Raw genomic sequence first — 13,949 nt, 5'->3', positions numbered from 1 at the left:
CGCACTTTTCAGGATGCGCTTTAAGCGCCTGCAACTGCCATCTGGTCGCGAATGACCTTGCGCAAGGCATCAATTGGCTTCAACGCGCCGTTTTCCTCGTAGTGCCAGAAAGTCCATCCATTGCAGGCATCAAAGCCCTGAACCTTTGCACCGATACGATGGATCGAACCCGCTTCACCGTTGGCAGCCAGCGTACCATCCGCGCGAACAATGGCAGCAAAACGGCGACGTTCATCACAAAGCACCGTGCCGGGACGAAGAAGCCCCGCTTCGAGGACGCTGGTGAACGCGACACGCGGTTCGGCCCGTTTGCCCGTCATCACCGTCAGTTCGGCTTTGCCGAGCGGTTCAACAGCGTCGATACGGGCCGTCGCTGCATCGATATAGCTCTGTTCGCGCTCGATACCGACGAAGTGGCGTCCGAGGCGCTTGGCAACCGCACCCGTCGTTCCAGAACCGAAGAACGGATCAAGAATGACGTCACCCGGCTTGCTGGAGGCCATCATGATGCGAGCAAGTAATGCTTCCGGCTTCTGGGTTGGATGAACCTTGTCGCCATTTTCGTCTTTCAGGCGTTCAGAACCCGTGCAGATAGGGAACAGCCAGTCCGAGCGCATCTGTACGTCGTCATTGGCGGCCTTCATCGCTTCATAATTGAAGGTATAGCCTTTGCCCTTCTGATCACGCGAAGCCCAGATCAGCGTTTCATGAGCATTCTGGAAACGACGACCGCGGAAATTCGGCATCGGGTTCGTCTTGCGCCAGATGACATCATTCAGGAGCCAGAAGCCGAGATCCTGCAATTGCGAACCGACCCGGAAAATATTGTGGTAGGAGCCGATGACCCAGATGGTGCCATTCGGCTTCAGGACACGACGGCAGGCCATAAGCCATGCACGCGTGAAGGCATCATAGGCCTGAAAGCTCTCGAACTGATCCCAGTGATCGTCAACTGCGCTGACCATCGACTGGTCAGGGCGATGCAAATCGCCGCCAAGCTGGAGATTATAGGGAGGATCGGCAAAAATGACGTCCACGGAATGATCCGGCAGGCGTTCCAGAGCCGCGACGCAATCACCTTTGATGATGGAGTCAAGCCAGGCGGTACGCGGAGCCTCAATGGGCAACTCATGTGCAAGACGTACAAGAGACATGGGATACTCGATTACCTGTGGACGCAAAAAACTTGTCCTTATGGTTACCGGGTAGGGTAAATATGCAGTTAACGCCAAGTGATTGAAATCGTAAATCTTTTCTTAAACGAGGTGGAAAGTCCGCAGTTCCGGGCTTTTCATGGTCAATTGACCCTCGACATTTTGCCACCTGTCATCTTAACGCCGCGATCGCTATGCAATTGTAACTTTAACTTCTTGCCCTTGATAAGGCTTGGTTATCCCTTTTTGCCTATAATCGGCAGTCAACTTCTGAATTTGCGTGGCGGACATGCGCGCCGCCCCGCTTGTCCGGTGTATTTTATGATGAATATCGCTGAACTGCGGCATAACCGGTATTTGCGGGTTCTCTTTGTACCCTTTCGCATGCGTGCACTGGTTCGCGGCAGCGAAATAGGCCTCGTTATCGCCGGCACTGTCATCGGCATCATTTCAGGGCTGATGGTTGCCGCGATTGGCAGCATTTCCCAATGGATGCATCAGGCAATCTTCGCTCTTGAACCCGGCGAAAAACTGAGCTCGGCGGCATCATTGCAACCCAGCGCTTATATCGCGCCGCTCGCGGGCGGCATCTTGATGGGGATCGTGATCTGGGTTCTCGCGCGCTGGCGCAAGCGGCCCATCGTCGACCCTATCGAAGCAAATGCACTTCATGGCGGACGCCTGTCGCTGACGGACAGCTTCATCCTCGTCGGACAGAACCTGATTTCGAACGGTTTCGGCGCATCGGTCGGGCTTGAAGCCGCTTATACGCAGCTTGCGAGCGGTTTCGCATCCCGTATCGGTCGGGCACTCAAGCTTCGTCGTGCAGATTTGCGAACACTGGTCGGCTGCGGCGCTGCGGCAGCTATTGCCAGCGCCTTCAATGCTCCGCTGACTGGGGCATTCTATGCATTCGAACTCATCATCGGCGTCTATTCGATTGCCACGCTGGCGCCTGTCGTCGTGGCGGCGATCGTCGGTGCGCTGGTGACGCAGGCAATTGGCGGAGCGCCCTTTGTCATCGATATCGGTCAGATCAACGACATCACCCCGCGCGACTACGTGCCAGCGCTCGTTCTCGGCTTCTTTTCGGCAGGTATTGCCATCCTCATCATGCGCGGGGTTACCTTTGTTGAGAAGGTCGCTCGACGCAGCGTGGTGCCGAATGTTATGGCGCCAGCAATCGGTGGGGCCGTCGTCGGCATGATCGCTTTCATTTCGCCTCAGGTTCTGGCCTCAGGACATGGGGCGCTGCATCTCGATCTCAATGCAAATATCACTATTCCGGCGCTCCTGCTCCTGATCCTCAGCAAGTCGCTTGCCTCTGCCGTCTCCATTGGCGCAGGTTTTCGCGGCGGTCTGTTCTTCGCATCGCTATTTCTCGGCGCGCTGACGGGCAAGCTGTTTGCCGCCGTGGCCGGAGCGGTGCTGCCTGCCGGCCTGGCACTTGCACCTGAGGTCTATGCCGTTATCGGCATGAGCTCTCTTGCCGTGGCGGTTGTCGGCGGCCCGATGACCATGACCTTTCTTGCGCTGGAAATGACCGGTGACTTTCCTATCGCGATGCTCGTTCTTGGAGCCGTCGTCTCGTCCTCGCTGATGGTGCGGAAGACCTTCGGTTACTCCTTCGCAACGTGGCGCTTTCACCTGCGCGGCGAGGCTATCCGGTCCGCGCACGACATTGGCTGGATACGCAATCTGACCGTAAACCGGATGATGCGTCACGATGTGCGAACCGTGCTGATCGATACCGATATAGAAACCTTCCGGCACGATTTCCCTCTTGGCTCGACCCAGCGCGTCATCGCGGTCGATGCCGATGGACGCTATGTCGGCATGATCCCGGTTCCAGAGGTCTATGCCGACAGCTTCGACACATCCGACGGCGAACACAGCATCAGCGAGCTTCTCAAATATCAGGACGAGTTCCTGCTGCCCCAGATGAACGCCAAGGAAGCCGTCGCCCGTTTCGACCGGGCAGAAAGCGAAGCTCTGGCCGTGGTAAACAACGCACAGGAGCGTAAGGTGCTCGGTCTTCTCAGTGAAGCGCACACCCTGCGTCGCTACAGCGAGGAGCTGGACCGACGGCGGCGTGAAGTTTCCGGTGAGGTCTGAACCCGAACCAGCCGCGATTTGACGACTTCGCCATAAAGGTGTAGCTCAATCGCGGTGTTTCCGGCTGCTGCCGGTGCCCACTCCTCCCAATAAAAGGCTATGATCATGGCGGCACCGTCCCTCATTATTTTCGATTGCGATGGCGTTTTGGTGGATTCCGAAATTATCGCAGCGGAAGTCGAATCCACGCTTCTAACCGAAGCCGGTTATCAGATCGCCGCAGATGAAATGGCTGAACGTTTTGCCGGTCTGACGTGGCAGGATATTCTCCTCACCGTGGAGCGCGAAGCAGGGATTCCGCTTTCGGCATCGCTTCTCGACAAATCCGAAAAGATTCTGGACGAGAAGCTCAAGAACGAAGTTCAGGCGGTTGAGGACATCGTGGAAGTTGTATCGGCGCTGAAGCTGCCGAAGTGCATCTGTTCCAATTCGACCAGCCATCGATTGGAAAGCATGCTGAAGCGTGTCGGTCTTTATGAATTGTTCGCGCCCAATATCTTCTCAGCGAAGGAAGTCGGCACCAAAAAGACCAAGCCTGCTCCAGACGTGTTCCTTTATGCAGCCAAGCAATTCGGCGTCGATCCGAAAGATGTCATCGTGATTGAAGATTCCGCGCATGGCATTCAGGGCGCTCGCGCCGCTGGAATGCGTGTGATCGGCTTTACGGGCGGTGCTCACACCTATCCCGGCCATGCCGACAAGCTGACCGATGCCGGTGCGGAAACCGTCATCCATCGCCACAAAGATTTGCCGAGCGTTATCGAAGCCCTGTCCATCTGGACTGATGCCTGAACGAGATAATCCGACGCCTGGCTTTTGTCAGGCGGCGGATTGCTTGTTGCGCCCCTTGGGCGGAGCATTGAGAATGGCCAGAAGCTCTTCGGCTTCGCTCTCAGAGAGGCCGATCAGCATACGGGTTCCCATGATGACGGGCTCGCCAGTAGACGTATCGAAGATCGCCCAGGTGTCCGTCGGTTCAAGAATGCGTTCATATTTCTGTTTCATGAGACCACACTAGCGCAAACCTGTTGCCATTCATTTCACGCAGGCAGTCGCATTTAATTCGAATTTTATCGATCTGCATTTATTCACAAGCATTGGCGCAATCAAACTTTTCAGCGACGGTTTTGCTGCACTTCTGTCTTGTTTTCCGCAAACGGATCGCTACCGGCGCCATACATCTTCGTGCTTGCGGCTGAACCACTCGTTCATCTGACGGCAGATAGTCGTTTAATCTAAAAAAGAACATTAATTTCAATATGATCAACACATAATAATATTATCAATCGAAACTGTTGCAACGTTGATTAAATTTGCATAGTCTGCGTCTGCAACAGTTTGTTGTAAATTATGTCGGTTATGTTGATATGATTGATTTTATAGAATTAAATAATGATCAGAGGCGTGAAAAGGTTAACTCCGATCAACGCTATGAAGCCTTTCAGCAAGCATCTGCAACGGTCAAAAGCTTCCGTGGTTCATTAGTTTGGCATAGTGTTGGCGGAACCGAACATTTGATGCGCAGCTATTATAATTCTGCCGGAGTCAGACGTCAAAAGGTGGAAGGTCGCCGCTCACCAGAAACTGAGGCGATAAAAGTCAAATGGGATGCAGCTCGTCAAGCCGCGCAAGAGGTCTTGAGCGCGCGCAAATCTCAAATGGAACGCCAGACAGCTGTTAATCGCGCACTACGGCTTGGCCGCGTACCTCATCTTACGGCTCGGATTATTCGAGCCGTCGACAATGCTGGTTTGCTTGGTGCCGGGATTCGGATCGTTGGTACTAATGCGATATTTGCTTACGAAGCAATCGCCGGTGTGTTTGTGGATCCAGGCATCACTGCCACTGACGATATCGATCTGCTCATGGATGCGCGTCGTTCTCTCAAAATGGTCGTAGATGACGACATAAAGAATAACTCACTCCTCGGCCTCCTGAAGAAAGTCGATAAATCTTTTGAACGTACACGTTCCAGCTATCGCGCCGCAAACCGAGAGGGATATTTGGTTGACTTAATCAAACCTCCAGCCAAACCCATTTGGAGGGAAAGCCGTGAAAGCATTGGTAACGGTGAAGATGAACTTGTTGCTGCTGCGATCGAAGGGCTTGATTGGCTCGAAAATTCGCCACCCTTCGAGGCAATTGCGATTGATGAAAAGGGCGAGCCTTTGCGTATAGTCGCTCCGGACCCACGTATTTTTGCCGCTCATAAATTCTGGATCTCCCAAAGGGGAGATCGTGAACCAGTTAAGCGTCAACGTGATCGTGCGCAGGCAGAAACCGTTGCCCAATTGACGACCACTTACTTTAAACATCTTCCATATGAGGCGTCCGAGCTACGTGCACTGCCACGAAACGTTTTTGAAAATGCAGCACCCTTGTTCATCGATACTTAACCGCAAAATTATTCGAAGCCAGGATCAAGAAAATCATACCTGTTATATTGATATCGTAAAAGGTTGCGTTTCTAACAGTCTCTAATGACCATGGCATTCAACGTGCCAAGCATGCACTCTGTAAGTTTTTGTCGGCCCACTGAGCAAAACTTCAAGCCGAATACTATTAAATGGAAAAACCAAAATTAAATAATGCGCGGAAATATCTTTCCGCGCATTATAACTAAAAGAACGATTTCATGATCATGCGCCTGACGGCAATTCATTATTTCGTGTTGTAAGGACCTTCATCGAACCCTACGAAAATCTGGATATTGTTCTTGTCCGCCATCGGCACGGTGATCGTCTTGTCATTGAAGACGAACTGTGTAGCGGTATCTCCATTGGCTATCGTAACCGCCTGCTTGTGCAGCTTGGAATAGATAACCTGATCGCCCTGGCGGACGGCAACACGGATTGGCATGGTGATGGTGCCGCTCTTGTATTTTGGTCCAGGTACGACCTTGCCGGCAGCAGCGACGTCAATCGTCATGGTCCCTGCGCCATGCTGACAGGCGCGGGTCGTATCTGTCAGGGCGGCTTGATAGATCACACGCGCGGGATCCTTGTCACCGCCCTTCTCATACGTATTGAAGAAGGCTGTGCCGTCACGCAGCGAAACCGAAGGGCAGAAAGCGCGCAGCTCGGATTCCTTGATGCGCTGGTCGCCGGTAGCGGCGGGAGTGGTCAAGGAAGAACCTGAGCCTCCGTCGGCAGCCTTGTCGGTGCCACTGGTTGTGCAGCCTGCGAGGGCTGCGAGCAAAACCGTTGCAAAGACTGGAAACAACGATGAACGATTCTGTGGTGCTGTTTGCATAAACCGGGCTTCCCTGCACTGATCGACCTGTCTTCTACATCACGCATGTGTGTAGCGCGATGACGTTTTCCCGTTTTTTGCTCCGGAGAGCAACCCCATACGCGTCAACATGCTTTAAAACCTTGCGGCTTTTTTAGGGAGGCTCTATTGCATTACCCGGCTCAAAACCGCGCCGATCTGAAATGAAGGCCCAAGAAATGAAATATGTAAGCACGCGTGGGGAAGCGCCGGTCCTGGGGTTCAGCGATGCATTGCTCGCCGGTCTAGCCCGGGATGGCGGTCTCTATCTGCCACAGGATTATCCTCAGTTTTCACCAGAACAGATCCGCGACCTGCGCGGAAAATCCTATGTGGATATCGCGCTGGCCGTGCTCACTCCATTTGTCGATGGCGAAATTCCGCATTCGGATTTCCGCCGTATGGTGCATGAAGCTTACGGTACTTTCCGTCACGATGCGGTCTGCCCACTGGTTCAAACCGGCGCTAATGAATTCGTGCTTGAGCTTTTCCACGGCCCGACGCTTGCCTTCAAGGACGTCGCCATGCAGCTTCTCGCTCGCATGATGGACTATGTGCTGGCACAACGCGGCGAACGCGCAACTATCGTCGGCGCCACATCGGGCGACACGGGTGGTGCAGCCATTGAAGCCTTCGGCGGTCGCGACAATACCGACATCTTTATCCTGTTCCCGAACGGTCGCGTATCGCCGGTGCAGCAGCGTCAGATGACATCGTCCGGCTTCTCCAACGTTCATGCCCTTTCCATCGAAGGCAATTTCGACGACTGCCAGAACCTTGTGAAAGGCATGTTCAACGACCTACAGTTTCGCGATGCGCTGTCGCTTTCGGGTGTAAACTCGATCAACTGGGCGCGCATCATGCCGCAGGTCGTCTATTACTTTACGGCGGCGCTGAGCCTCGGCGCGCCGGATCGCGCGGTATCTTTCACCGTACCAACGGGCAATTTCGGCGATATTTTCGCGGGCTACGTCGCCAAGCGCATGGGTCTCCCCATCGACCAGCTGATTATCGCCACCAACGATAACGACATTCTCTCACGCACGCTGGAAACCGGCGCGTATGAAATGCGCGGCGTTGCACAGACGACATCGCCGTCGATGGATATCCAGATTTCCTCGAACTTCGAGCGCCTCCTGTTCGAAGCACATGGACGCGATGCAGCAGCACTGCGCGGCCTGATGGACAGCCTGAAACAGTCGGGCGGCTTCTCGATCTCCGAAAAGCCGCTCTCGGCGATCCGCAGCGAATTTTCTGCGGGCCGCTCGACGGTCGATGAGACCGCGGAAACGATCAAATCCGTGCTTGAGGCGGACGGCTATCTGCTTGATCCGCATTCGGCAATTGGCCTGAAGGTCGCTCGCGAAAATGTGTCCAATACAGCGCCGATGGTTGTTCTAGCAACCGCACATCCGGCCAAATTCCCTGATGCTGTAAAGGCTGCAAGCGGTGTCGAACCGCAGCTTCCGGCATGGCTTTCAGACTTGATGGAACGAAAAGAAAGCTTCACAGTTCTTCACAACGACCTGAAAATCGTGGAAGAATACGTTCGCCGCCATTCGAGAGCTTAAAAAGACCGGCTCCGAGACGAGAACCAGAGCGGGAATGCAGGGAGCAGTTTGCTTATGGGTGTTGAAGTAACGCGTCTTTCCAATGGATTGACGATAGCCACCGATACAATGTCCCACGTGGAAAGCGTGGCGCTTGGAATCTGGGTCAAGGCCGGTGCGCGAAACGAAGCTGCCGACAGGCATGGCATTGCTCATCTTCTTGAGCATATGGCATTCAAGGGAACCGAAAACCGCACTGCCTGGCAAATAGCATCGGATATTGAAAATGTCGGCGGCGAGATCAATGCCGCCACCAGCGTCGAAACCACATCCTATTATGCGCGTGTTCTGCGCAATGACGTGCCGCTGGCTATCGACATTCTCTCCGATATCCTGACCGCGTCCAAGTTCGACGAAGCTGAGCTGGAACGCGAGAAACAGGTCATCATGCAGGAGATCGGCGCGGCACACGACACGCCCGACGATATTGTTTTCGACCGTTTCACGGAAACAGCCTACCGCCATCAACCGATCGGACGCGCCATTCTCGGCGAACCTGAGACAGTGATGTCTTTTACCTCCGCCGATCTGCGCCAGTATATGGACGAGCAGTATAGCGCCGACCGCATGGTCGTGACGGCTGCGGGCGGTGTCGATCACGATGCATTCGTGAAGGAAGTCGAAAAACGCCTCGGCGGTTTCCGCGCCCACAATACAGCGCCGACCCTTGACCTTGCTCACTATGTTGGCGGTGATTTCCGTGAAAATCGCGAACTCATGGATGCACAGGTTCTGATCGGCTTCGAAGGCCGTGCCTACCATGTGCGCGATTTCTATGCCTCGCAGCTTCTCTCCATGGTCCTCGGCGGCGGCATGTCCTCACGCCTCTTCCAGGAAGTGCGCGAGAAACGCGGCCTCTGCTATTCGGTCTATGCCTTCCATTGGGGCTTCTCGGATACCGGTTTGTTCGGCATCCACGCTGCAACGGGTCGCGATGAGCTGGTCGAACTGGTTCCCGTCCTCATCGATGAACTGCATAAGGCAGCTGACTCCATCAGCCTCGAAGAAGTGGACCGCGCCCGCGCACAGTATCGTGCAAGCCTTCTCATGTCACAGGAGAGCGCTGCAAGCCGTGCAGGACAGGTCGCGCGCCAGTTCCTGCTCTATGGTCGCCCTGTCGAGAACAGCGAGCTGATGGATCGTCTTTCGCTGATTACGCCAGAACGGTTGACCGATCTGGCAGGACGCCTGTTCCTCGACAGCAAGCCCACCATCGCCGGTGTCGGCCCGGTTGGGCGACTGATGAGCTTCGACGGGCTATCGGATGCACTTTCGACCAGCGCGCATGCGAGGAAGATCGCTGTATAATTGAGGCAATAGGGCATTAGGGGAGTAGGGGAGTAGGGGAGTAGGTCAGTATGTTTAGCTCGGCGAATACGTCCACCCTTCCCTATTGCCTTACTGACTTACTGCCATATTGCCTTATCCCGTCATGATCGGCCTGCCCTTCCGTAGAAGCAATCCGACCGTCTTGCGTGGCCAGCGCATTTATCTGCGTGAGCCGATGATGAGCGATTTTGCGAGTTGGGCCAGTCTGCGGGAACAGAGCCGCGCCTTTCTTGCCCCGTGGGAGCCAACATGGCCCGACGACGACCTCACCAAGAGCGCCTTCCGCCATCGGATGCGCCGTTTTCAGGACGAAATATCGGCTGGAACCGGCTATCCATTTTTCGTGTTCCGCAATAGCGACAACAAGCTCGTCGGCGGCATTACGCTCGGCAATATCCGGCGTGGCGTCGGCCAGAACGGCATGATCGGCTACTGGAGCGGCGAACCTTACGCCGGCAAGGGTTATATGACCGAGGCCCTATCGCTGGTTATCCCCTTCGCATTCGACCAACTCCGGTTGCACCGGATTGAAGCAGCCTGTATCCCTCATAACGAGCGTTCGATACGGCTTCTCGAAAAAGCCGGATTTGAGAGAGAAGGACTGCTGCGTTCCTATCTCAAGATAAACGGCTTCTGGCAGGATCACCTGCTTTTTGCCCTTATAGAAAGCGACAAACGTATGACGGATAGCCGCATGATCAATGGCAAGGTTGGACGCTCGTGACGGGTTTTGCGGATAAGTGGTTTGTTGCTGGTGCGCGATTTCTCGCGCTCATGGTTTTTCTGACCGTTTCGGTCGTCCAGGCATCGGCCATTGAACCGATCAAGATTTCCAAGGAAGATACTGCCCTCGACCTGTCTCGCGCTGTCGAACTTCTGCGCAACAAGGGCGAGAGCGTGCAGGTATCGACTGCACCGGGTCCTGACGGCATTGTGCGCCGTATCGAAGTGCAGGCCGATCAGAACAGCAAGGCATCCGGCGACTGGGCCGCTTTCTCGATTGCAAACCCCACCGACGAGCAGATTGACCGCCTGATTGTGGCTCCGCATTTCCGTCTTGTCGGCTCCGGCGTCATTTGGCCCGATCTTGGCTCCCCGCGTATTGCATCGATCACACCAAGCGAGGGCTTTGCCCTCGACCGCCAGCCAAGCGCCGATGCAGACGTTTTCCGCATTACGCTCAATCCGGGCAGCGTTGTCACCTTCGTGGCCGAACTGTCTTCGCACAACCTGCCCCAGCTCTATCTCTGGGAGCCGGAAGCCTACAAGGATGCGGTCAATTCCTACACGCTTTATCGCGGTATTCTGCTTGGCATTTCCGGCCTGCTGGCGCTGTTTCTGACCATCCTTTTCGTCGTCAAGGGCACTTCGCTGTTCCCTGCAACCGCCGCGCTTGCATGGGCGGTTCTGGCCTATATCTGCGTCGATTTCGGCTTCTGGAACAAGCTGATGGAGATAACGCCGGGCAATGAGCAAATCTGGCGCGCGGGCACCGAGGTGGCACTTGCCGCCTCGCTTGTGATTTTCCTGTTCACCTATCTCAATCTCAACCGCTGGCACGATCATTTCAGCTACGGCGCGGTAACATGGGTTCTGGGTCTGCTGGCACTTGCAGGGGTTGCCGTCTTCGATCCGCCCGTGGCTTCCGGTATTGCGCGTATTTCGCTGGCACTTACCGTTGTGTCCGGTGTCGCTATTATCGGCTATCTGGCGGTCAAAGGGTATGATCGCGCCGTCATGCTGATACCAGCCTGGCTTCTTACCCTCATATGGCTTCTAGGTGCCTGGATGACGGTTTCCGGCAGGCTCGATAATGATATCGTGCAACCTGCCCTTGGTGGTGGTCTTGTCCTGATCGTTCTTCTGATCGGCTTTACAGTCATGCAGCATGCCTTCGCTGGCGGAGCGCTGCAACAGGGCCTTCTGTCCGACATGGAGCGACAGGCTCTCGCCGTCATCGGTGCGGGGGATATCGTATGGGATTGGGACGTACCGCGCGACCGCGTGGTGACGACGCCCGACATCGCCAATTATCTTGGCAATACGGCCAACAGCCTGCAAGGCCCGGTGCGCAACTGGCTTCCCGCCATGCACGCCGATGACCGCGACCGCTTCCGCTCGACGCTTGATGCCATTTTGGAAAACCGGCGTGGACGTATCGGTCAGATTTTCCGGCTCCGTGCCAATGATGGCCACTATCACTGGTATGCGCTTCGTGCACGCCCCGTCATTGGTTCAGATGGCGAAGTGGTGCGTTGTGTCGGCACGCTGGTCAATGTAACGGAACAGAAAAAGGCCGAAGAACGCCTGTTGCACGATGCGGTGCACGACAATCTGACCGGCCTTCCAAACCGCGAACTGTTCCTCGACCGTCTCAGCAATGTCATGAACATGGCGCGTGGTGAAAGCAATCTGCATCCGACGGTATTCATCATCGACATAGACCGCTTCAAACAGGTCAACGACAGCCTTGGTATGTCAGCGGGCGATACGATCCTCCTGACGATTTCGCGCCGTCTGGCGCGCCTCATGAAGCCGCAGGATACACTCTCGCGCCTGTCTTCCGACCAGTTCGGGCTGCTGCTCGCCTCTGAAAGCGATCCGGGACGCATCGCCTCCTTTGCCGAGGCTCTGCGTCAGGCCGTCCGTGCACCAATTGCCTATGCAAAGCGCGAAATTGTTCTGACAGCGTCCGTCGGCCTGATTACCTGGACGAAGACAGCAACAACCGCCGAAGACTTCGTGAAAGACGCCGAACTTGCCATGTATCAGGCAAAGCGCTTCGGCGGTGACCGCATCGAGCCATTCCGTCCTGCCTTCAGGGCTATCGGCAGCGACAAGCTCCAGCTTGAATCCGATCTGCGACGCGCGCTGGAACGTGACGAGATCAGCCTTGTCTATCAGCCCATCGTCAAGCTCGACGAGGGCACGATTGCCGGTTTCGAAGCGCTCATGCGCTGGGAACACCCACGGCGCGGCGCCATTTCGCCCTCGGAATTCATTCCGATTGCCGAGAATTCCGGCCTTATCATCCAGCTTGGCCTGTTTGCGATGCAACGGGCTGCAGAAGATCTGTTCGCATGGCAGGAACAATTCCCGAAGCTCGACCTTTTCGTTTCGGTCAATCTGTCATCTACACAGCTCATCCGTCAGGACCTCATCAACGATGTCCGCTCGGTGCTTTCGCGCATTCATCTCAATCCGGGCAGCCTCAAGCTTGAACTGACTGAATCCGTCCTCATGGAAAATCCGGAACAGTCCACGCACGTTCTGGCCCGCCTTAAAGCGATGGGCATCGGCTTGTCGCTTGACGATTTCGGAACCGGCTATTCCTCACTGGCATATCTCACGCGCTTCCCGTTCGACATCATCAAGATCGACCGGTCGTTCGTGAAGGGCGACCAGCCGCAGAAAGCCACCCTGCTGCGTTCAATTGTGAGCATGGCGCATGATCTTGGTCTTGCTGTCGTGACCGAAGGTGTGGAGAGCGAAAGCGATGCGCTTCAGCTTCGTCAGATGGGTTGCGAATATGTGCAGAGCTTCATGTTCGGCCAGCCGACGAGCCGCGACGAAGCAACCCGCATGATCCGTGAACAGCTCAACGCTGCAGCGGCCTGATTAGGGCAGTAGGAAAATATGGCCGTTTCGGCCGTACGCAATTTAAACATATTGCCTTACTGCCCTATTGCCTTAATCCTGCTCTCAAGCATGCCCTGCATCGGAAACAAGCCGGGACATATCGATGCCCATATGGAGCATCAGGCGCGAATATTTGCCCTCTATATCGCTGTCGAACAGCATGTCGAGCGGCGCGTCGCAGGTTAGCCAGCCATTCTCGGCAAGTTCCACCTCGATCTGGCCCGGCGCCCAGCCGGAATAGCCTAGCGCCATCAGCGCGCGTGACGGCCCCCTGCCCCCGTAAATGGCGCGCAGAATATCGACCGTTGCTGTGAGGCAGACTTCCTCCGAAACCGGCATTGTGGAATCAACCATGTAATCATCGGAATGCAACACGAAGCCACGCGTACGGTCCACAGGCCCGCCATTGCGTACCATCATATGCTGCGCGCGATCCGGCAGAATAATCAGTTCATCCTCATCGATGACCCCGATCTGACGCAGGAGGTCTGGAAATTCGACCGGCTGAAGCTGATTGATGATGAAGCCCATCGCGCCTTCATCGGAATGCGCACAAATATAGACCACCGACCGGGCAAAACGCTCGTCGCTCATTCCGGGCATGGCAAGCAGGAACTGCCCGTTCAGAAAACCCTGCTCCTTGTTTGGCGCCTTGAGAATGGTCATGAATATGAAGGTAGCAAGACTACGCAAAATAACAATGGTCATTTATTTCCCGCCTCGGATTCGACGTGAAAACTCGTTCGGATAACCAACTAGGCGGCGTGGACGAATTGGTTGACGAATTGATCGCAGCTTGATTCAAGACTGCTTTTTGGAGGCAGTCATGAGC

The 13,949-nt window shown here is 55.3% G+C and carries 11 protein-coding genes; 7 read left to right on the top strand and 4 right to left on the bottom strand.

Annotation, left to right across the window (positions count from 1 at the left end; genetic code table 11):
- Positions 1 to 20: 20 nt before the first annotated feature.
- The gene (locus KWJ32_RS21290; RefSeq protein WP_012090866.1) at positions 21 to 1,154 is read right to left on the bottom strand and encodes a site-specific DNA-methyltransferase; all 1,134 of its coding nucleotides are present in this window, start codon (positions 1,152 to 1,154) and stop codon (positions 21 to 23) included.
- 324 nt (positions 1,155 to 1,478) lie between these two features.
- Here KWJ32_RS21290 and KWJ32_RS21285 point away from each other — a divergent pair, with 324 nt between their 5' ends.
- On the top strand, positions 1,479 to 3,269 hold the full coding sequence (locus KWJ32_RS21285) for a chloride channel protein (RefSeq protein WP_040130233.1): 1,791 nt from the start codon (positions 1,479 to 1,481) through the stop codon (positions 3,267 to 3,269).
- Positions 3,270 to 3,374: 105 nt separating this feature from the next.
- Positions 3,375 to 4,061, top strand: coding sequence for an HAD family phosphatase (locus KWJ32_RS21280; protein WP_040130235.1), 687 nt, complete (start codon positions 3,375 to 3,377; stop codon positions 4,059 to 4,061).
- A 27-nt stretch (positions 4,062 to 4,088) separates the two neighbouring features.
- Here KWJ32_RS21280 and KWJ32_RS21275 read toward each other — a convergent pair whose 3' ends face one another.
- Positions 4,089 to 4,274 carry a hypothetical protein gene (locus KWJ32_RS21275; RefSeq protein WP_012090863.1) on the bottom strand — a complete coding sequence of 62 codons (186 nt, stop codon included), beginning with the start codon at positions 4,272 to 4,274 and terminating at the stop codon, positions 4,089 to 4,091.
- A gap of 308 nt (positions 4,275 to 4,582) precedes the next feature.
- Here KWJ32_RS21275 and KWJ32_RS21270 point away from each other — a divergent pair, with 308 nt between their 5' ends.
- Positions 4,583 to 5,665, top strand: a complete 1,083-nt coding sequence (locus KWJ32_RS21270; RefSeq protein WP_235822996.1) for a nucleotidyltransferase domain-containing protein — start codon at positions 4,583 to 4,585, stop codon at positions 5,663 to 5,665.
- 265 nt (positions 5,666 to 5,930) lie between these two features.
- Here the strand turns inward: KWJ32_RS21270 and KWJ32_RS21265 are convergent, their stop codons facing one another.
- Positions 5,931 to 6,521, bottom strand: a complete 591-nt coding sequence (locus KWJ32_RS21265; protein WP_012090861.1) for a hypothetical protein — start codon at positions 6,519 to 6,521, stop codon at positions 5,931 to 5,933.
- Positions 6,522 to 6,718: 197 nt separating this feature from the next.
- On the opposite strand from KWJ32_RS21265, the gene thrC reads away from it, so the two are divergent.
- From thrC to pdeA, 4 genes are all read left to right on the top strand, one after another.
- On the top strand, positions 6,719 to 8,110 hold the full coding sequence (thrC, locus tag KWJ32_RS21260) for a threonine synthase (RefSeq protein ID WP_040129755.1): 1,392 nt from the start codon (positions 6,719 to 6,721) through the stop codon (positions 8,108 to 8,110).
- Between the two features lie 54 nt (positions 8,111 to 8,164).
- Positions 8,165 to 9,457, top strand: a complete 1,293-nt coding sequence (locus KWJ32_RS21255; RefSeq protein WP_012090859.1) for a pitrilysin family protein — start codon at positions 8,165 to 8,167, stop codon at positions 9,455 to 9,457.
- Positions 9,458 to 9,581: 124 nt separating this feature from the next.
- On the top strand, positions 9,582 to 10,202 hold the full coding sequence (locus KWJ32_RS21250; protein WP_012090858.1) for a GNAT family protein: 621 nt from the start codon (positions 9,582 to 9,584) through the stop codon (positions 10,200 to 10,202).
- Positions 10,199 to 13,096 (top strand): phosphodiesterase PdeA, encoded by a 2,898-nt coding sequence (gene pdeA, locus KWJ32_RS21245; RefSeq protein ID WP_012090857.1) that lies wholly within the window; start codon positions 10,199 to 10,201, stop codon positions 13,094 to 13,096. Before KWJ32_RS21250 ends, pdeA begins: the two co-directional genes overlap by 4 nt.
- A gap of 84 nt (positions 13,097 to 13,180) precedes the next feature.
- Here the strand turns inward: pdeA and KWJ32_RS21240 are convergent, their stop codons facing one another.
- Positions 13,181 to 13,783: a YqgE/AlgH family protein gene (locus tag KWJ32_RS21240; RefSeq protein ID WP_029925498.1), complete on the bottom strand. Its 603-nt coding sequence runs from the start codon at positions 13,781 to 13,783 to the stop codon at positions 13,181 to 13,183.
- Positions 13,784 to 13,949: the final 166 nt, after the last annotated feature.

This window comes from Ochrobactrum sp. BTU2 (assembly GCF_024539785.1).
GTDB lineage: Bacteria > Pseudomonadota > Alphaproteobacteria > Rhizobiales > Rhizobiaceae > Brucella > Brucella anthropi.
This window is presented reverse-complemented; position numbering and strand designations above follow the sequence as displayed.

Bases quoted from the DNA above. Each gene is read 5' to 3' on its own strand.
- KWJ32_RS21265 (WP_012090861.1), bottom strand. From the start codon at position 6,521: ATGCAAACAGCACCACAGAATCGTTCATCGTTGTTTCCAGTCTTTGCA.
- KWJ32_RS21240 (WP_029925498.1), bottom strand. From the start codon at position 13,783: ATGACCATTCTCAAGGCGCCAAACAAGGAGCAGGGTTTTCTGAACGGG.
- KWJ32_RS21285 (WP_040130233.1), top strand. From the start codon at position 1,479: ATGAATATCGCTGAACTGCGGCATAACCGGTATTTGCGGGTTCTCTTT.
- KWJ32_RS21255 (WP_012090859.1), top strand. From the start codon at position 8,165: ATGGGTGTTGAAGTAACGCGTCTTTCCAATGGATTGACGATAGCCACC.
- KWJ32_RS21275 (WP_012090863.1), bottom strand. From the start codon at position 4,274: ATGAAACAGAAATATGAACGCATTCTTGAACCGACGGACACCTGGGCG.
- KWJ32_RS21290 (WP_012090866.1), bottom strand. From the start codon at position 1,154: ATGTCTCTTGTACGTCTTGCACATGAGTTGCCCATTGAGGCTCCGCGT.
- KWJ32_RS21280 (WP_040130235.1), top strand. From the start codon at position 3,375: ATGGCGGCACCGTCCCTCATTATTTTCGATTGCGATGGCGTTTTGGTG.
- thrC (WP_040129755.1), top strand. From the start codon at position 6,719: ATGAAATATGTAAGCACGCGTGGGGAAGCGCCGGTCCTGGGGTTCAGC.
- KWJ32_RS21250 (WP_012090858.1), top strand. From the start codon at position 9,582: ATGATCGGCCTGCCCTTCCGTAGAAGCAATCCGACCGTCTTGCGTGGC.